Raw genomic sequence first — 17,988 nt, 5'->3', positions numbered from 1 at the left:
CGCCTGCTGGGCGTCGAGTGGCGCGGTTTTCATTGTTTTGGCTCCTCAACGGTGATCGGTCTTGAGCCTGCGCTCAAGGTGAATCGAGTAACGCGACATGCCGAAGCAGAACAGGAAGAACATGCCGCCAATGAACAGGAACAGCTCCCAGTACACGCCTTGCCATTGGGTACTGGCGCGAATGGCCGTGGACAGGGCAATGGGGTCGAGCAGGCCAATGAACACCACCAGCGTGGTGTCCTTGAACAGGCCAATGAACGTGCTGACGATCATTGGGATCGAGATCTTCAACGCCTGCGGCATGATCACCAGGCGCTGCGCCTTCCAGTAGTCCAGGCCAAGCGCCTGGGCCGCCTCCGTCTGGCCCTGTGGCAGTGCTGCCAGCCCGCCTCTGATCACCTCCGCCATGTACGCGGTGGAGAAAATGGTCACCATGATGATGACGCGCAGGATCAGGTCGAAAGAGGTGCCCGGGGGCAAGAAGTAGTTGAGCAACAGCGATGCCGTGAACAGCAAGGTGATCAGCGGCACACCCCTTACGAATTCGATGAAGGTGACGCTCATCACGCGGATCAGCGGCATCGACGAGCGCCGGCCCAAGGCCAGCACGATGCCCAATGGCAGCGACAGGGCAATGCCGCTGACGCCGACCACGAACGACAGCAAGAAACCACCCAGGTCACGGGAGCTGACGGCCTGCAACGACAGGGGTGACAGGTATTCGACGACAGCCACAAGGTATTGCATGCCGTGCAGCCACCATGCGCCTGCAGCGACCAGCGCAGCTGCCAGCGCCACCCCGTTACCCAGCCGCCGCATCACGGTAAAGGCCAGCCAGGCCACTGCGATGCCTGCGTAGGCGAGGACCGGTTGCCACAGCGAGCCACCCCAGATCAGCCAGAACGCCAGGCCCGGATACACCGCGCTGAACCAGAGCACCCTCGACGGCACCCACTTGAACAAGATTGGTCCCAAGGCCGCGAACAGCAATACGAAAGAGGCCAGCGGCCGCCAGTAGGCATCCTGCGGGTAGAAGCCGAACAGCAACTGCGGCCAGCGTTCGCGGATCACGCCCCAGCAGGCACCGGGCTCGCCATTCATCAAGCGGCGGCATTCACTCAGCGAGTCCGCGTGCCACACCGAGTTGGCAAGCCAGGGCAACACTGCACTGACCAGGGCGATCACAGCCAACACGGCCACTGTCGTCAGCACACTGCTGTACCAGCCGTTGAAGAGCCTCGCACGCAGCCAATGGATGACGCCCGTCTGCCCTGCCGGTGGCTCGGCCTGGGGCAGCAAGGTATCGCGGTACCAGGCAATCGAAGGTTGGTCCATGTCAGCGCACCTGCAGTTTGACGTGGTTGTTGTAGAGGTTCATCGCACCTGAAATGAGCAAGCTCATGACCAGGTAGATCAGCATCATCAGCAGGATGCCCTCCAGTTCTCTACCGGTCTGGTTGATGGTGATGCCACCGAGTGTCGAACGCAGGTCCATGTAGCCCACGGCCAGGCCAAGCGAGGTCTGCTTGGTGATGTCGAGGTACTGCGAGGTCAGCGGCGGCACGATCACCCGCAGTGCCTGTGGCAAGACCACCAGGCGCATGGTGCGGCCCGGCCGAAGCCCCAGGGCGTGCGCGGCTTCGGTTTGCCCGCGGGTGATGGACTGGATGCCACTGCGCACGATCTCGGCGATGAACGCCCCGGTGTAAAGGCTCAAGCCGACCCACATGGCGATCAGGGCATTGCCCAATTGCAGGCCACCCTGGAAATTGAAGCCACGCAGTTGCGGATAGCCCAGCTGCAAGCCCAGTGCTTCGAGCAGCAGCGCGGTTGGCCCCAGCAGGATGATCAAGCGCTTCCACCAAAGGATCGGGCGCTTGCCGGTACTGCTCTGCACCTGGCCGGCACGGCGGCGCAGCAAGCGATCGGCCCACAGGCTGAGCAAGACCACTGCGAGCACGACCAGGACGTTCAGGCTTGGCTGCACGATGCCCAGGTCCAGCCTGCCCAGGTCATGCTGGAACAGCGGTTCGGGGATGTAGATGCCGCGATTGGTCACGGCAATGGCGGTATCACCCGCATCACGGTAGCTACTGGGAGCCGGCATGGATTGCGCCATGACCGCGCCGATGACCAGGATGCACAGCAGCGCCGGGATGTTGCGGAACAACTCGATATAGCCGCCCATCAACCGAGAAACCAGCCAGTTGTTCGACAGCCGAAGCACGCCGACCACCACGCCGATCGCCGTAGCGGTGATGCAGGCCAGGACCGCGAGTACAAGGGTGTTGAGCAACCCAACCAGTGCGGCTCGGCCATGGCTCATCTGGCTGTCATAGGCAATGGGGTGTTGGTTGATGTCGTAACCTGCAGCACTCCACAGGAAGCTGAATGAGAAATCCTTGCCCAGCGCCGCGAGGTTGCGCACGGTGTTGTCCAGTAGCCAGGCGGCAGCCAGCATCAGGCACATCAGCGCGATGATCTGGATGGTGTAACTGCGGTAGCGTTTGTCATGCAGCAGCATGCCCAACGAGAAAGCCCGCTCGGTGGCTTTCTTGTCAGTCAGTGTAAGGGTGGACATGGTCAATCTCTCCCGGAGAGGGTGGGCCGGCCCAGGCCGCTTCAACACGGCCGGTCGGCCCTTCGCATCAATGGTCTAACACCACGCCAGCTAGCGCGGCGAATCAGCGAAACGGCTCAGCGTAGAGCAGGCCGCCCTGGTTCCATTGGGCGTTCAGGCCTCGTTCGAGACCAATGGGCGTGTTCTTGCCCAGGGAGTTGTCGAAGATTTCCGCGTAGTTGCCGCCGGCCGCGATGGCACGGCTGGCCCATTTGGCGTCCAGCCCCAGTTGCTCACCGTAGTTCCCTTCGGAACCCAGCAGGCGATTGATCTCGGGGTTGTCCGAACCGGCCGTCATTTTTGCAACGTTGCCCGAGTCGACGCCCAACTCTTCCGCTGCCACCAACGCATTGAGCGTCCAGCGCACCACGTCCGCCCATTGGTCGTCGCCTTGGCGCACCATGGGGCCAAGCGGTTCCTTGGAGATCAGTTCCTTGAGCACCCTGTGCTCTTCGGGCTTGGCGAAGCTGGCTTTGGAGGCTGCCAGCCCGGAAACGTCGTTGGTGAATACATCGCAGGCGCCCGCCAGGTACTTCTGCTCCCCTTCGGCGGTGGAGTCGATGGGCACAGGTTCGTACTTGATGCCGTGGTTGCGGGCGTACTCCGCCAGGTTCAGCTCATGGGTGGAACCTGTCTGTACGCAGATGGACGCGCCATCCAGGTCCTTGACCGAATTGGCGCCCAGGTTCTTGTGCACGAGAAAACCCTGGCCGTCGTAGTAGTTGATGCCTGCGAACGTCAGCTTGAGGTCGACGTCACGGGTGAAGGTCCAGGAGCTGTTGCGTACCAGCAGGTCGACCTCGCCCGATGCCAGCGCAGTAAAGCGCGTCTGCCCGGTGGTGGGCACGAAGTTGACCTTGTTCGCATCACCCAGCACGGCAGCGGCGACGGCACGGCACAAGGACACATCCAGGCCCTGCCAGGCGCCTTTCGCGTCGGGTGCAGACAAACCGGTATTACCGGTGGAGACGCCGCAATTGAGCTTTCCGCGCGTTTGCACGTCCTTTAGCGTGCCAGCGTACGAGACACCGGAAATCAGCGAGGCAGCGAGGCATACCATCGGGACGATGGGGGACTTTCTCATCATGTTCACCTTGTTGTTGTGATGTTTATTAAGGCGGCAGTTCAGGCAAGTACCAGCGAAGGCTTGCGTGCATGGCGCAAGCCTTTGAGTTTCATATGAGGCAGCTCAGCGTTGTTGCACGGCCCGCGTGATGCGTTGAATGGCTTCATCGACGGTCACTCGGCTGCAACCGAGGTTGGCGCGCATGAAACCGTGGCCTTCCAGCCCAAATTTCTGGCCTTTGTCGAGCCAGACACGGGCCTTGGTCAGCATGAAGCGATCCAGCGTCTGGGCATCCATGCCCAGGCCCCGGCAGTCCATCCAGGTCAGGTACAGCGAGTCGGCAGGGATCACCTTGATTTGCGCGGTGGCGGCGTGAATCGCCTCGGCGAAATGCGCCTGGTTACCGCGCACATAGGTGAGCATCTGCTCCAGCCAAGGTTCGCCGTGGGTATAGGCGGCTTCGGCAGCCACCATGCCGAGGGCATTCACATAGCGGTACAGGTTGCGGTCGTACTGACGCACCAGCTCTTCGCGGATCCGCTTGTTGGGAACGAAGATGTTGGCCGTCTGCAGGCCAGCCATGTTGAAGGTCTTGCTCGGTGCAGTGCAGGTAATGCTGTTCTGGGCGAACGCCTCGCCCAGCGAAGCGAAAGGAATATGCTGCTTGTGTGGGTTGAGAATGAAATCCTGGTGAATTTCATCCGAGAGCACCAGCACGTTGTGACGCGCACAGATTTCACCCATCGCCCGCAGCTCGGCCTCCGACCAGACATTGCCGGTCGGGTTATGCGGATGGCTCAGGATGAACAAGCGAGTATTGGGCTGGATGGCGGCTTCGAACTTGCGCTCGTCGAAGTGGTAGCGCTCGCCATCGAACGTCAGGGGTGCCAATGCCAGGTGACGGCCATTGATGCGCGCATCGTCATGAAAATGCACATAGACCGGCGGCTGGATCAACACCGAGTCACCCGGGGAGGTGAACGCCTGAATGGCGGTTTTCATGATGGTGATGATGCCCGAGGCCTGGATCAGCCAGTCACGCGACACGTCCCAGCCAAAGCGCTTGCCCTGCCAGCCAATCACGGCATCCACGTAGGACTTGCGCGCCCCACCGGCATAGCCGAATACGCCGAACTGAACGGCTTCGCTCAACGCGTCGATCACGGCCTGCGGGGAGCGGAAATCCATGTCGGCCACCCACATCGGCAACGGGTCGGCCGCCCGCTCCTCGGGGGTGAGGAAGTTGTGGCCATAGTCCCACTTCATGGAATTGGTATGCCGCCGATCGATGACTTCATCGAACAGCGAGGCGTGCTGTTCACGGGTTGCGGGGGCTAGTGCTTGGGTAGTCATTTTCTTGGTATCCAGCCTGTTCATGAGGTCGGGGCTCAAGCGCCTTGCGGTATTTGTAGCAACATCGGATCATGAACAGAAATGGTATTACTTCATCAAACCATGAGCGGAGTACATGAATGATCGACGTTCAGCATTTGTCGATACTGCGCGAAGTCGCCCGCACTGGCAGCGTTACCGCTGCTGCCGAGCGGCTCAACGTCAGCCAGTCAGCCCTGTCCCACGCCATCGCCAAGTTCGAAGAGCGCAGTGGCATCAAGGTGTGGATGAAAGACGGCCGCAGCCTGCGCTTCACGCAGGCTGGCAACTACCTGCTGAGCCTGGCGGAGCGCCTGCTGCCTCAGTTGGAACACGCCCAGCGGGTGCTCTCTGACTTCGCCGATGGGCGGCGCGGCGCCTTGCGCGCCGGCATGGAGTGTCATCCTTGCCAGAAATGGCTGATGGGAGTGACGGGGCCTTATTTGCGGCGTTGGCCGGATGTCGATTTCGAGGTGTGCACAGCGTTTCGCTTCGACGGGGTCGCTGCCCTGCTGGGCCATGAGATCGATCTGTTGATTACACCTGACCCCATCGATCGACCCGAGCTGCTGTTCACCCCAGTTTTCGATTACGAGCTGGTGCTCATCATGCATCAGGACCACCCACTGGTGAGCAAGCCCTGGGCAGAGCCCCAGGACCTGTTGGCTGAAACGCTGGTCACCGTACCGGTCAGCCTGGAGCGCCTGGACATCTACAGCCGCTTCCTGGTGCCCGCCAACTGCCGCCCCCACCACAGGATCACGGCGGAAACCACCGAACTGATGTTGCAGCTCAGCGCCGCCGGGCGCGGCATCAGCGTGTTGCCGGAGTGGCTGCTGCATGAGGAAGGCCAGGGCCTGCCCTTGCGGTCACTGCGCATCGGGCCACATGGCCTGCACAAAAGCATTCATCTGGGCGTACGCAAAGATGAACAGCGCATCGACTACATTGCCGGCTTCCTCGAAATTGCCAGCAACCACCAACCGTCTTGAAGCACACGCGGGCGCCGGCCTTCAAGGCTTCATGACATCGCCGTCGTACAGCATTCGATAATGCTGCTGGCCGCCCGCCATGAAGTGGTCGAACCCGTTCTGCAGAAACGCCGAAACCAGGTTTGCCGCCACCAGCGCTACGAATACGCCGATGATCAGGCCATGAGCCTTGGGCCTTGCGGCCAGGGAAGCTGGCTCGCTTACTTGGGTGTCACGCCGCGCATACAGCACGGCCATGATCAGGCAGAACATGATGGCTGCGGTGAAGACCATGAACGTCCAGGTATACATGTGCAGGCCAAAAATGGCCGAGCCTGTTGGCTTGGTCCAGGCCGGCGCCTTGGCGAACATGAACAGCAGGCTCAACAGGCTGCCGATCAACGCCCCGAACGCACTGAGCACATAATTCCAGGGGTTGATGCCGAAGACCCGGTTGAGCAGCAGCCCTGAGCCCAACAACATCAGGCAAACACGGATGAGGTTGCAGAACGCGCAGGGCAGCTCGCCAAGCACCAGCTGGTAGAAAAATGCATCCAGCAGCAGGAAGCAGATCCCTGCAATCGCAGCCAGCTCGATCTGGCCCAAGCGGTTATCAGTCAGTTGTGCGTTCATTTACCAGGACCCCAGCTGTTTCAGATCGGACATATGATGGGCGCCGTGCCAGGTGGTCCAGACCACCACCAGCACCGCGCACACGATCCACAGGGTACGTGCCAGCGGGAGGTTTCTGAACGATGCCAGGGTCGCTGCGAAAGCGAAAAGCACAGGGATGAATCCTATGAACATGAGGCTGCCTCTTTGGGTAGGTCTTGCTTTGATTGAAGTCGCGGGCCCCTAGAAGCTGTACATCTGCCCATCTGCGGGCACCAGTACATGCTGGGGGTCGAGCTGCTTCTGCTGGATGAATTCGGCCAGTTCCTGGCGCGATTGGGTGGCGTGCCCGAGCGCTTCCAGGTGGCTGGCGACGACATAGGCACCTGGGGCTGCTTGCGCCGCTCGGTAAAGGTCGTCCTTGCCCATGATCACTGCGCCTTCGATGTCCTTGAAACGCACGTAGCCTGCGTTAAGCACGATGACCTGTGGTTTGTAGCGCGCGATGGCCTGCTCGACATGGGTATTCCAGACGGTGTCGCCCGCGACATAAACGGTCTTGAAACCTGGTTTTTGCAGCACCACACCCGAGACGTTGCCCAGCTGCTTGCCCCTTATGGCCAAGGTCGCATCGCTGCCGTGCTGCCCATCGGTGCGTGAAAGCTGTACCCCTTTGAACTCACTGTGCCCAGTGAGCACCCGGACATCTTCGAAACCTGCGGCCTGGATCCTTTGAGCATCCTCAGGGTTCTGCGCAAAGACCGGTATCGCCTTGGGCAGCATCTTCTGCGCAGCGTCATCCCAATGATCGATGTGCAGGTGGGTCACGATGACCGCATCGGCCTTCATCACATCACTTGCCGGTACTGGCAGATCCACCAGCGGATTTCTCAGGTGCTCGTTGAGCGCGCCAGGGGCTGCGGCGTAGGCGCCTTTGGCGCCCAGCATGGGGTCGATCAGAAAAGTGACGTCGCCAAAGCCCAGCTTGATGGTGGCGTTGCGCACTTCCTGAAATACCACCTTTTGCGTCATGCCTTCCTGCGCCGCCAGGCCTGCACCTGGCACCACCAGCATTGCAAGGTAAATCGCGCCCGCGAGTAACTTGAACACCACGTCTGTCCTCCTTGATAGCGAATGGAAACGGCGCCGGTCAGGCGTCATTCATGGTCAGTACCATGCGGAACTGCACCTCGCCGGAGCGCACCCGCTGGTAGGCCTCCCAGGCACGCTCCAACGGCATTGTCTCGATGCGTGCACGAACGTCAGCCATCACGCTGAAGTCCAGCGTTTTTTCCGATTCGTAAGGCGTGCCGGTGATGGTGCCCCTGACGGTGCGCTCCCCCCCTACCAGGGCCCCCGGCATGATGCTCAGCGGCTCACGACCGACGCCGACCACCAGCAACGTGCCCTGCGGTGCCAATGCGCCCATCAACGGGGAAACGGCAGCACTGTCGGTGATGGTGGTCAGGATGACTTGCGCACCGCCCAGGCTTTTCAGACGCGCCACCGGGTCTTGCGCCTGGCTGTCGATATAGCAATGGGCGCCCAGTTCAAGTGCCAGGGCCTCGATGTCCGCGCCGCGGCCGATGGCGGCAACCCGCAAGCCCATCCGCCTGGCATACTGCAGCGCCAGGTGCCCCAACCCGCCAATCCCGTGGACCGCCACCAAATCCCCGGCCAGGGCGCCTGACTTACGCAATGCATTGAAGGTGGCAATGCCCGCACACAGCAGCGGCGCGGCGTCCACAGAGCCCAGCACATCGGGGATCGCGACCAGCCCCGTGACGCGAGCGATCATCATCTGCGCATAGCCCCCGTCCTGCGAACTGCCCACCACCGGCTGGTCCTGGCACAGGTTGAAGTGACCCCGCCGGCATTGCTCACAGGCATTGCAATGGCCACCCAGCCGGCCGACGCCGACACGCTGCCCGATCTGCCAGCGTGTGCTGGCAGCCCCCAGCGCGACGATGCGTCCAACCACCTCATGGCCTGGGGTGCGCGGCAATTTCAGCCCGGCCTCCAGGCCCTCGATTGCACCGGCATCCGCGCCACAGATACCGCATGCCTCGACCCGGATCAGCGCTTCATCGATGCCGGGCGTTGGGACCTCCAACTCCACCAGTTGCAAGCCACCCGGCCGGATGACTTGCATCGCCTTGTAGGTGTTAACCGCCATGTGCAGCATCTCCTCAGCGTCGTAGGGCAGCCCAGGCTGATCCCGGGGAATCGTTGATTCTGGTAGCAGAAATGCCCAGGGGCCAAATGAGTAAAACTATTCATCTGGCAAACAAATTCTTTGCCGCAAGGGGCTTTGTGCCCTACCCAGGCTCGCCGCGAACGATTGAAGTTGCCCATGGCTGGCAACCTTTGGCGGTGCTGAAAAGAATTCCTTTCGTACGCACCCATTTTCTTTGCTTGGCCCCCGTCAACCTCTGCGCGCCAAATAGAGCCAATTCGGGAGCGGGCCTCTCGAATTGCTCATTTGGAACGCTGCCTCTGCGGGTTGAACCATGCAAAGAAAAGTAGAAGTGCTGATTATCGGAAGTGGCTTCGGGGGCGCAATCGCTGCGCGCCGCTTAGCAGAAGCTGGGCGTGATGTGTTGATGCTTGAGCGTGGCCCCTGGCGCGACACGCTGCCCAATCGGTCGCTGGGCATCAAGAATCGGGTACCGCTGCCCCAAGGCATCAAGGCATACACCCACGGCTTGCGCTGCATTGGCTCGCACCGCCTGAAAAAAGACATCGTCCTGAACAAGCGGGGCTTTATCGAGGCCTACCACGGTGACGGCATCAACGTCATCTGCTCCTCGGGTGTTGGCGGTGGCAGCCATGTGTATGCTGGGTTCATGGATCGCCCCTTGGTACCCAACTACTGGGACGCTCGGCATCCGGGCCTGTGCAACGCCGACATGGAGCGCTACTACGAAGAGCTCCTGAGCACCTACCAGGCACGCCCGCTGACCCCGCAGGATCAGGTGCCGAACAGCATCGAACACACCAACTATGGTGGAACGCTGAGCTGCCTGGGCCATCCCGCCGTCGCCTTCCTGATACCCGAGCAACCAGGCCAGCCGCAAAAACGCGTCGATGCCAATGGGCTGGAGCGTTGGGAGTGCGATATGAAGAACAACAGCTTCCTTGGCTCACCCTCCGGAGCCAAGACAACGCTGGATTTCTCTACCCTCTGGCCTGCGATGCAGAAGGGCCTGAAGATCGAGGCGCAATGCGAAGTTGTCGGAATTCGGCGGCTCAACGGTGATCCTTCACAGCAGATGCGCTACGAGGTGAGCTTCAGGAATCACAACACGAACACCCATGAACGTGTTTTGGCGGAACATGTCATCCTTGCAGCCGGTGGCCTTGGCAGCGTGCGCCTGCTGCTCAAGAGCCGGGATGTGAACGGCGGTCTTGCCGGCATGCCGCGCTTGGGCATGCGCTTTGGTGGCAATGGCGACTACTTCGGTTTGTGGAAAGAGAACAGCAGCAAGGACCTGTCCAAAGGGATGCCGATCGGCTCCCCCTTCCGCTTGAAGGACTCGCAGAACCATTCGGTGCTGGTGCTCCGGGCGAGCATTCAGGGAATCGATGCCATCCCGATGCCGCCCCTGCTCAAAGGCTGGTTGCGCAAGCAGTCCGTGATCATCGCCTTCGGCGGGGACAACAACACCGGCACCATGTCGATGCACAACGGGCGGTTCAGGATCGCCTACAAGACGGGCGAGAACGAGATCTACGATCAGATCGCCAACGAGGTGGCGAACATCGAGCGCGCGACGAGTACAAAGGTGTACGCGCCCCGCAACCCGGTGACGGTTCACCCCATAGGCGGCGCTTGCCTCGGCGCCTCGATCGCCGACGGTGTGGTGGGCGCCAATGGCGAAGTGTTCGACAACCCCGGGCTGTACGTGGCCGACGCCTCCGCCCTCCCCGCTTCCCCTGGCGGCGCGCCAAGCCTGACAATCGCTGCGTGGTCTGCGAATGTGGCTGACCGCCTGATCGCCGCCCTGCGCGAGCGCGACGCACATCAGGCTGCGTCTGGCAGCCAGGCAGAGTCAGCGCCAGCACGCCAAGGGGCCTGATGCATGACAGACCCGGTCGAAATTCTGGTGATCGGCAGTGGGTTTGGCGGTGCGATCGCCGCCAAGCGCCTGGTCGATGCAGGCTGCAACGTGGTCATGCTGGAGCGCGGGCCGTGGCGCGACACGGTACCTAACCGCTCCATTGGCGTGGTCGACCCGGCGCCTTTGCCCCAGGGGGGCAAGGCATTCACCCATGGCTTGCGGTCGATTCGCTCTCACCTCTCGAAACGGCAGGTGCTGTTGAACCGCAAAGGCTTCGTCGAGGCCTACCACGGCGATGGCATCAATGTGGTGTGCTCCTCGAACGTGGGCGGTGGCAGCCATATCTACGCTGGCATGTTGGCCAAACCCGCAAGCCCTACCTATTGGGATGGGCACCATCCCTCGATCAGCCAAGCGCGGATGGACGATTACTACACCCAAGTCATTCAACTGCTCGGGGCAAGAGCCGCAGCGCCAAGCGACCAGGTTCCTAATCGCATCAGCCTGACAAACTACGAGGGCCAACTCTCTACCGAAGGCCTGGCCAATCCGCTGCTTGGCTTTCTACTGCCCGATCAGCCTGGCGTGCCTGCCAAGGTGACGGATGCCAACGGCGTTGACCGCTGGGAATGCGACTACAAAAGCAACAGCGTTTTGGGATCATTTTCAGGTGCCAAGACCACGCTCGATTTCGCCGTGATCTGGCCGGCAATGCAAAAGGGATTGAAGGTGCAGGACCTATGCGAAGCAACTGCCATCTATAAGGTGGGCGCAGCCGACAAGGGCGGTGCGCGCTACGAGGTGAAGTACCTCGACCACCGCAGCAGAACCTCGCACAGCCTCCGGGCCAAGCACGTGATCCTCGCCGCAGGCTGCCTGAATACCGTTTCGCTGCTGTTCAAGGGCCGGGACGAAACCAAAGCGCTTACTGGCATGCCAAGGCTTGGGATGAACTTCGGCACCAACGGCGGCTACTTTGCCCTCTGGCGAGAAAATGCCGCGATGGACCTTAGTCGCGGCCTGCCGCTGAGCGGGCCGTTTCGCAGCAAGGATTCACCCAGCACGTCTGCTCAGGTGTTACGGGCAGCGATCCAAGGTATCGACGACATGCCCTTGCCCCAATGGCTAAAGCGCTGGCTGCGCAAGAATACCTTCATCGTCGCGCTGGGTAAGGATCACAACAACGGCAGCCTCCGCGTGAAGGATGGCAAACTCACTGTTCGCTACGACAAGGCACTGAGCCCGGTCTACCAGGAGATCGACTACGAAGTAAGCACGATCGAGCGTACTACCGGCACGCGCATCCACGCGCCTCGCGCCCCAATCACCGTGCAGCCTTTGGGCGGCGCCTGCCTGGGTGCATCGGTGGAGGATGGTGTGATCGGCGCCAACGGTGAAATCTTCGACAACCCTGGTTTGTATGTGGCCGACGCCGCAGCCTTGCCGACGTCACCCGGTAGGCCGCCGAGCCTGACCATTGCGGCTTGGGCCACGCACGTCGCAGACCATCTGGTGGCGGCCATCCAGCGTGACGACACCGCGCAGGTCGTGGCGGGTGAACAGCGATGAGCGAGCGGCTGTTCATGTTGGGTCAGTACCTGGCGCCCCACCACGCACTGTCGCGCGTGGCGGGCTGGATCGCCAGATGCAAATCACCCTGGTTGAAAAACCGGCTTATCAAAGGGTTCATCAAACGGTACAAGGTCGATATGAGCGCGGCAATCGGCCAGCACGCCGAAGATTACCCGCACTTCAATGCGTTCTTCACCCGCGCACTGAAGCCGGGATTACGGCCTTTGCAAGGAGGCTTCGGAACAGTGACCAGCCCTGCCGATGGATCGATCAGCCAAATTGGACCGACCACCGGCGAGCGCTTGCTACAGGCCAAGGGGCATGACTTCACCCTGACGGAACTGCTAGGCGGCGCTGGACAGGCCGCACGTTTCCATGATGGGCAGTTTGTCACGATCTACCTTTCCCCGCGTGACTACCATCGTGTCCATATGCCGATTGCTGGCACCCTGCGAGAAATGATCCATGTACCCGGTAAGCTGTTCTCGGTAAATCCCCTGACCGTCTCGAAAGTACCGCGCTTGTTCGCACGTAACGAGCGAGTCATTTGCCTGTTTGAAACGGCGCTTGGCCCCATGGCGGTGGTGCTGGTGGGTGCGATGATTGTGGCATCGATCAGGACGGCCTGGGCAGGCCTGGTAAACGCTCCGGGCAAAACAGTGACGACATTCGCCTACCCTCTCGCTGGAAACAGCAGTGTTCAGCTGGCGCAGGGTGACGAGATGGGTACGTTTGACGTGGGGTCTACCGTCATCGTCCTGTTTGGACCCAAGGCGGTAGAGTGGATGGATACAGTATCGCCAGGCACTACGGTCCAGGTAGGCCAGATTTTAGGTACCACTGCTCCCCGCCTCAACGAATAGCTGACCCTGTAATCGACAATGTCCATGGAGCTACCCTGAAGATCAGCCGGGGCCACAGCCTCAGCCGTCAGAAATGGCAGTTCTCGTTCGCGAATCCTTTAAGGGTATCAAGGGTATTTTTGCGGGTACATTTTCCATAGTTTGGCTGGAACTACCTGCTCTAGAGGCTCAGATCCAGACGTCGTTCAGCGCCGTCAGCTCTCCTCCTTCATGCCCGGTGTTCAGCACACCCCGCGGCTCAATCATCATCAGCTTCGCCTCCCCCTGCGCCGCCGTGCGGTGCTCCACCCCACGCGGCACCACATGCAACTCACCCGGCTGCACATAAACGCAGCCCTCCGGCAGGTCGATCCGCAAGGTACCTTCCAGTACCAGAAACGCTTCGTCGGTTTCCGGATGCGAATGCCAGATAAACTCCCCTTCGATGCGCACGACCTTGAACTGGTAGTCGTTCATTTCCGCGACCACCCTTGGGCTCCACTGTTGCTCAATCAGTGACGCCTTCTGGGCCAGGTTCACAGGTTGCGATGCGCGTTGCTGATACATATCGTTCATGACCGATCCTCTCTAGGTTTGAGCGATCAGCCTATCGAACGAAACGCACACGGCGCTTGTACGATCCTGCAAGTCAGCCAGAGGGGCGTAAGCGCTCCAGCCAGCGCATGGGTGACACGCCGTAGCTGCGAGTGAAGTGGCGCGTCATGTGGCTCTGGTCGTGAAAGCCCGAGGCCAGGGCGGCATCCACCAAGGTGAAGCCATCCAGGATCAGCCGGCGGAAACAGTCCAGGCGCCGCAGCGTGACAAAGCGGTAGGGGCTGGTGCCGTACAGCGCCCGGAAGTCCCGCGACAAGCTCCACTGCTCACGCCCACTGGCCTGTTCGAGCATCTCCAGGGTGATGCCTTGGTGCAGGTGCTCCATGATGAACGCCCGGGCGCGCTCGGCAGAGCGGTAATCCAGGCGTTTGCGACCGCGTGGCTTGCCGCCGACGGAACGCAGCGCCATGGCCAGGTCGTAGACGGCGTCCTGTTCTTCCAGGGTTTCCAGCGGGTGATCCAGTGCTTGCACGAAGGTTTCGCTGGCACGGTAAAGGCGCGGGTCGCTGGACAGCCCGCCCGCGATGAATGGCAACGGTTCACCGCCAAGCACGTTCTGGATCAGCGAAGGATCGATGTAAGCCATGCGGTAGCGAAAGCCTGCATCCGTTCCGGCCATGCCGTCATGCACTTCGTCCGGGTGCAACACCAGCGTGTTGCCCGGCACGCCGTGCCGCAATGCGCCTTTGTAGTGAAAGCTCTGCACGCCGGCGAGGGTGCGGCCGATCGAATAGGTGTCGTGGCGGTGCGGATCGTAGCCATGGCTGCCGAACCAGGCTTCGATGCGCTCGACGCTGCCGGGGCGAGCACTGCGGATCACCCAGTCGGTTGGAGATGGCTTTCGTTCCATGAGGTTTTCTCGAAGCTGTTGGTAGGGCTGGGTGCTTTCCCACAGGGCCTCCAAAGCCTTGAGGCCGGTGCAGTACCTGTGGGAGCGGGCTTGCCCGCGAAGGGGCCAGGACAGGTGGGGCCGCCACGCCGCCGCCGATCGAAGAAAACATTCCGAGGATACATCATTCCCGTCTACGCCATGACGCTGGAGCCGTGCGGCAATCGCCGTCAAACAGAAATCCCCCATGCGGCGCCAACTCAGCCTCGGCCAGGGCTACCAGGGGCTCGGCTTTTCCCACGATGAACAAGGCGCGAAAGGCCTCATTGAACTGCTCGGCCAACACAGGATCCACTTCGCCCAGAAGACGTGGCGCCCATTTACCCGTTGCATACCAGCGGCCTCTCCCCCTCAAAAAGCAAACTAAACCGACCCGCTTGCTTGCAGCGCTTGCTGCAGATCCCGCCGTAGCGCCCCGACATCCTCCAGCCCCACATGCAGACGCACCAGCCTGCCCCGCACCGGCGTGGCAAAGCACCGATCGCCCAGTTCAGCCAGGGTCACCAGGCTCTCGTACCCACCCCAGGAGGCGCCGATGCCGAACAGCCGCAGGCCATCGGCGAACGCCTCTGCCCGCTGCTGGCTGCCATCGACCAATTCCAGGCTGAGCAGGCCGTTGCTGCCCTTGAAATCCCGTTACCACAGGGCATGCCCAGGATGCTCCGGCAAGCCCGGGTGATACGCCCGCGTCACGGCTTCATGCCCCTGCAGCCAGCAGGCGATTTCCAGCGCCTGGCCCTCGTGTACCGCCATGCGGCTGGCCAGGCTGCGCGCGCCGCGCAATACCAACCAGGCGGCAGCGTACCTCAGGCCAGAGCGAGGGATGCACGCTTCTCCTGCTCCAGCTCGCGCACCAGCGGCAAGACATGCTTGCCGAAGTACTCGACCTCCTCCTGGAAGTGCAGGAAGCCGGAGAGGATCAGGTCGACGCCGACCGCCTTGAGCGCGACGATGCGCTCGGCGATCTGCCGTGGCGTACCGATCAGGTTGGTCTTGAAGCCGTCGTTGTACTGCACCAGGTCTTCGAAGGTCGACTTGGCCCAGTTACCCTCGCCTTCCGGGCTTGCCGCGCCTGCGTTTTTCGCTTCGCTACCGAAGCCATTGACCGCCTCCGGGTCGGCCTTGTCGATGATCTCCGCCAGCACCGCGCGGGCCTCTTCCTCGCTGTCACGGGCGATGATGAAGGCGTTCACGCCAACCTTCACCGAATGCCCGTTGGCCGCTGCCTTGGCGCGAATATCATCGACCTGGGCCTTGATACCCTCGACAGTGTTGCCATTGGTGAAATACCAATCCGAGACCCTTGAGGCCATGTCACGCGCGGCCCGCGAGCTGCCGCCCTGGAAGATTTCCGGGTGCGGTTGCTGCAGCGGCTTGGGCTTGAGGGTGTATGCGTTGACGCGGTAGAAATCGCCGTGAAAGCTGAAGTTGTCCTGGGTCCAGATGCCCTTCAAGGCACGAATGAACTCTTCGGAACGGCGGTAGCGCTCGTCATGGTCCAGCCATGGCTCACCGATGGCGCGGAACTCGCCCTTGAACCAGCCGGACACCACGTTGATGGCGATGCGCCCCGCTGTGAACTGGTCGATGCTAGCCAATTGCTTGGCCGCCAGTACGGGTGTCCATGGCCCAGGCAAAATGGCAGCGATCACCTTGAGTTTTTCGGTGGCGGCCAGCAGCGCGTGGCTGATGGTCACCGACTCGTGCTGATTGTCTGCCCCGTAGCCGGCGGTGAAGCGGATCTGCGACAGCGCGTATTCGAACCCGGAACGCTCGGCAATCTGCGCCAGCTTGCGGTTGTAGTCGATGTCCCAACTGGTGCGTTGTTCGATCTTGCTGACGACGAGGCCGCCACTGACGTTGGGAACCCAGTAGGCGAACTTGATGGGTTGGCTCATGGCTTTTTCTCCTGTAACGCGGGTAATTACACGTGCGTTCATGCCCACTCCTCCTTGCCCCATGGGCATTTGATGGAGGGTCAGCAGCAACCGTGCCAAGGAATAAAAGCCTTTTAGTTCAATCAGTTAATAATTAACGCAGGCGTTCACAGTTGCATCCTGACCAACAAGCTGTTGAACCCCTGACCGCCAACCAACAGTTGTCTTGCATCGAAAACACCCGACTCAAGCACCAACAATCAAATCTCACCACGCTGCTTAATGCCGTAGCCCGCGATAACGAGGAAACATAGGAGGGGAACAAGGAACGCCGTAGCCGTGCCGTAGACATCAGCGATGGCCCCCATGCAGTATGGCGCGATAGCGCCACCTACCAGCGTCATGACCAGGTACGAACCCGCTTTCTTGGTATGCGTACCCAGGTTCCGAACCCCCATGGCGAAGATGCTGGGATAGAGAATGGACATGAAGAAGAACACACCGACCAACGCATATACCGAGAGCGTCTGAATACCCGACACCGCCACGGCGCACAGGGCAGCGTTGAACAATGCGTATGCAATGAGCAGGGTGGTGGCAGGGATGAAGCGCATCAGCCAGGTGCTGACAAAGCGACCGATCATGAAGCTCAGCATGGCGATAGACAGAAAGTACGAGGCTTTCTGCGTGGTCAGGCCGCTCCAGTGCTCAATGGCGTAGTTGATGAAAAACGCACCGACACCTACTTGAGCAGCAATGTAGAAGAACTGCGCAATCAAGGCGCCGGTAAAGTTCGAGTGCGACCACAGCGAGCGGCCATTCACCTCTTTCCTGGACAAAGTACCTTGGGCCTGAATTTCGGGCAGTGGCACCGCCGCGAACACGACCATCATCAAGACGACCACCAAGCCGAGGCAGACGTAAGTCAGCATGACGGGATCGATGGTGAAACCCACCAGAGCAACAGGGGGAGCAAAAAACAGCGAGCCGCCAATCAGTGGGCCTACGAACGCACCCAGTCCGTTGAAAGATTGAGCGAGGTTCAGCCGCCGCGCAGAATGTTCCGGTTTGCCCAGCACTGCAGCATAGAGGTTCGCTGCTGTTTCAAGGCAACCCAAACCGCACGCCAAGACGAACAAGGCGCCGAGAAAAGCGAAGAACGTGCCCGCGCCAGTGGCGGGAATGAACAGCAGCGCGCCCAGCGCAAAGAGCGCCAGCCCCACCTGGATCCCAGCCTTGTAGCCAAAGCGATCCATGAAAATCCCAACGGGCAGCGCGACGACGAAGTAAGCACCGAAGTAGGCCGCTTGCAGGTAGCCCGATTGGGCCTTGCTCACGTTCAACGTGTCCTGGAAGTGCTTGTTAAGCACATCCAGCAAACCATGGGAAAGCCCCCACATGAAGAACAAACTGGTGACCACAATGAAGGCAACTTTGGTCGCCGACGGCGCAATGGCCGTGGCCTGCACAGGCATTTCGAGTTGAACCGTCA

Annotated in this window: 15 protein-coding genes and 1 pseudogene; 4 read left to right on the top strand and 12 right to left on the bottom strand. The window is 61.0% G+C overall.

The window, feature by feature from the left end; translation table 11 throughout:
* Positions 1-45 precede the first annotated feature (45 nt).
* The 4 genes from F3J44_RS13710 to F3J44_RS13695 all read right to left on the bottom strand — a co-directional run bounded on the left by F3J44_RS13710 (position 46) and on the right by F3J44_RS13695 (position 5,039).
* Complete coding sequence (locus tag F3J44_RS13710; RefSeq protein WP_167273155.1) at positions 46-1,335, bottom strand: amino acid ABC transporter permease; 1,290 nt, start codon at positions 1,333-1,335, stop codon at positions 46-48.
* A 1-nt stretch (position 1,336) separates the two neighbouring features.
* A complete protein-coding gene (locus F3J44_RS13705) occupies positions 1,337-2,581 on the bottom strand; it encodes an amino acid ABC transporter permease (protein ID WP_167273153.1) in 1,245 nt (414 codons plus the stop codon).
* Between the two features lie 103 nt (positions 2,582-2,684).
* On the bottom strand, positions 2,685-3,704 hold the full coding sequence (locus F3J44_RS13700; protein WP_167273150.1) for an amino acid ABC transporter substrate-binding protein: 1,020 nt from the start codon (positions 3,702-3,704) through the stop codon (positions 2,685-2,687).
* A gap of 105 nt (positions 3,705-3,809) precedes the next feature.
* Positions 3,810-5,039, bottom strand: coding sequence for a MalY/PatB family protein (locus tag F3J44_RS13695; RefSeq protein ID WP_167273148.1), 1,230 nt, complete (start codon positions 5,037-5,039; stop codon positions 3,810-3,812).
* Positions 5,040-5,158: 119 nt separating this feature from the next.
* Here F3J44_RS13695 and F3J44_RS13690 point away from each other — a divergent pair, with 119 nt between their 5' ends.
* On the top strand, positions 5,159-6,049 hold the full coding sequence (locus F3J44_RS13690) for a LysR family transcriptional regulator (RefSeq protein ID WP_167273146.1): 891 nt from the start codon (positions 5,159-5,161) through the stop codon (positions 6,047-6,049).
* 21 nt (positions 6,050-6,070) lie between these two features.
* On the opposite strand, the gene F3J44_RS13685 is transcribed toward F3J44_RS13690, so the two are convergent.
* The 3 genes from F3J44_RS13685 to F3J44_RS13675 all read right to left on the bottom strand — a co-directional run bounded on the left by F3J44_RS13685 (position 6,071) and on the right by F3J44_RS13675 (position 8,816).
* Positions 6,071-6,661, bottom strand: coding sequence for a disulfide bond formation protein B (locus F3J44_RS13685; protein ID WP_167273143.1), 591 nt, complete (start codon positions 6,659-6,661; stop codon positions 6,071-6,073).
* A 222-nt stretch (positions 6,662-6,883) separates the two neighbouring features.
* On the bottom strand, positions 6,884-7,750 hold the full coding sequence (locus tag F3J44_RS13680) for an MBL fold metallo-hydrolase (protein ID WP_370526754.1): 867 nt from the start codon (positions 7,748-7,750) through the stop codon (positions 6,884-6,886).
* A gap of 40 nt (positions 7,751-7,790) precedes the next feature.
* Positions 7,791-8,816 carry an alcohol dehydrogenase gene (locus F3J44_RS13675; protein ID WP_167273141.1) on the bottom strand — a complete coding sequence of 342 codons (1,026 nt, stop codon included), beginning with the start codon at positions 8,814-8,816 and terminating at the stop codon, positions 7,791-7,793.
* Positions 8,817-9,150: 334 nt separating this feature from the next.
* Here F3J44_RS13675 and F3J44_RS13670 point away from each other — a divergent pair, with 334 nt between their 5' ends.
* Genes F3J44_RS13670 through asd form a run of 3 tightly spaced genes read left to right on the top strand, consistent with a single transcriptional unit; the run spans position 9,151 to position 13,136 of the window.
* On the top strand, positions 9,151-10,719 hold the full coding sequence (locus F3J44_RS13670; RefSeq protein WP_167273138.1) for a GMC oxidoreductase: 1,569 nt from the start codon (positions 9,151-9,153) through the stop codon (positions 10,717-10,719).
* A gap of 3 nt (positions 10,720-10,722) precedes the next feature.
* On the top strand, positions 10,723-12,270 hold the full coding sequence (locus F3J44_RS13665) for a GMC oxidoreductase (RefSeq protein ID WP_167273136.1): 1,548 nt from the start codon (positions 10,723-10,725) through the stop codon (positions 12,268-12,270).
* Entirely contained in the window at positions 12,267-13,136 is an 870-nt protein-coding gene (asd, locus tag F3J44_RS13660) for an archaetidylserine decarboxylase (RefSeq protein WP_167273133.1), read from the top strand. The genes F3J44_RS13665 and asd overlap by 4 nt, the downstream gene beginning before the upstream one ends.
* Positions 13,137-13,304: 168 nt before the next feature.
* Here the strand turns inward: asd and F3J44_RS13655 are convergent, their stop codons facing one another.
* The 5 genes and pseudogenes from F3J44_RS13655 to F3J44_RS13635 form a co-directional block, all read right to left on the bottom strand.
* The gene (locus F3J44_RS13655; protein ID WP_205299891.1) at positions 13,305-13,682 is read right to left on the bottom strand and encodes a cupin domain-containing protein; all 378 of its coding nucleotides are present in this window, start codon (positions 13,680-13,682) and stop codon (positions 13,305-13,307) included.
* Between the two features lie 82 nt (positions 13,683-13,764).
* A complete protein-coding gene (locus F3J44_RS13650) occupies positions 13,765-14,580 on the bottom strand; it encodes an AraC family transcriptional regulator (protein WP_167273128.1) in 816 nt (271 codons plus the stop codon).
* A 402-nt stretch (positions 14,581-14,982) separates the two neighbouring features.
* Positions 14,983-15,408 (bottom strand): annotated as a pseudogene (locus F3J44_RS29845) (PLP-dependent transferase).
* A 17-nt stretch (positions 15,409-15,425) separates the two neighbouring features.
* On the bottom strand, positions 15,426-16,517 hold the full coding sequence (gene sfnG, locus F3J44_RS13640) for a dimethylsulfone monooxygenase SfnG (protein ID WP_167273125.1): 1,092 nt from the start codon (positions 16,515-16,517) through the stop codon (positions 15,426-15,428).
* A gap of 239 nt (positions 16,518-16,756) precedes the next feature.
* On the bottom strand, positions 16,757-17,971 hold the full coding sequence (locus F3J44_RS13635; RefSeq protein ID WP_240158370.1) for a sugar MFS transporter: 1,215 nt from the start codon (positions 17,969-17,971) through the stop codon (positions 16,757-16,759).
* Positions 17,972-17,988 lie beyond the last annotated feature (17 nt).

Origin of the sequence: Pantoea sp. Tr-811 (assembly GCF_011752535.1) — a bacterium.
GTDB lineage: Bacteria > Pseudomonadota > Gammaproteobacteria > Pseudomonadales > Pseudomonadaceae > Aquipseudomonas.
The sequence above is the reverse complement of the archived record's forward strand: the minus strand, read 5'-3'. Positions and strand labels throughout refer to the sequence as shown.

Bases quoted from the DNA above. Each gene is read 5' to 3' on its own strand.
- F3J44_RS13710 (WP_167273155.1), bottom strand. From the start codon at position 1,335: ATGGACCAACCTTCGATTGCCTGGTACCGCGATACCTTGCTGCCCCAG.
- F3J44_RS13705 (WP_167273153.1), bottom strand. From the start codon at position 2,581: ATGTCCACCCTTACACTGACTGACAAGAAAGCCACCGAGCGGGCTTTC.
- F3J44_RS13700 (WP_167273150.1), bottom strand. From the start codon at position 3,704: ATGAGAAAGTCCCCCATCGTCCCGATGGTATGCCTCGCTGCCTCGCTG.
- F3J44_RS13695 (WP_167273148.1), bottom strand. From the start codon at position 5,039: ATGACTACCCAAGCACTAGCCCCCGCAACCCGTGAACAGCACGCCTCG.
- F3J44_RS13690 (WP_167273146.1), top strand. From the start codon at position 5,159: ATGATCGACGTTCAGCATTTGTCGATACTGCGCGAAGTCGCCCGCACT.
- F3J44_RS13685 (WP_167273143.1), bottom strand. From the start codon at position 6,661: ATGAACGCACAACTGACTGATAACCGCTTGGGCCAGATCGAGCTGGCT.
- F3J44_RS13675 (WP_167273141.1), bottom strand. From the start codon at position 8,816: ATGGCGGTTAACACCTACAAGGCGATGCAAGTCATCCGGCCGGGTGGC.
- F3J44_RS13670 (WP_167273138.1), top strand. From the start codon at position 9,151: ATGCAAAGAAAAGTAGAAGTGCTGATTATCGGAAGTGGCTTCGGGGGC.
- F3J44_RS13665 (WP_167273136.1), top strand. From the start codon at position 10,723: ATGACAGACCCGGTCGAAATTCTGGTGATCGGCAGTGGGTTTGGCGGT.
- asd (WP_167273133.1), top strand. From the start codon at position 12,267: ATGAGCGAGCGGCTGTTCATGTTGGGTCAGTACCTGGCGCCCCACCAC.
- F3J44_RS13655 (WP_205299891.1), bottom strand. From the start codon at position 13,682: ATGTATCAGCAACGCGCATCGCAACCTGTGAACCTGGCCCAGAAGGCG.
- F3J44_RS13650 (WP_167273128.1), bottom strand. From the start codon at position 14,580: ATGGAACGAAAGCCATCTCCAACCGACTGGGTGATCCGCAGTGCTCGC.
- sfnG (WP_167273125.1), bottom strand. From the start codon at position 16,517: ATGAGCCAACCCATCAAGTTCGCCTACTGGGTTCCCAACGTCAGTGGC.
- F3J44_RS13635 (WP_240158370.1), bottom strand. From the start codon at position 17,971: ATGCCTGTGCAGGCCACGGCCATTGCGCCGTCGGCGACCAAAGTTGCC.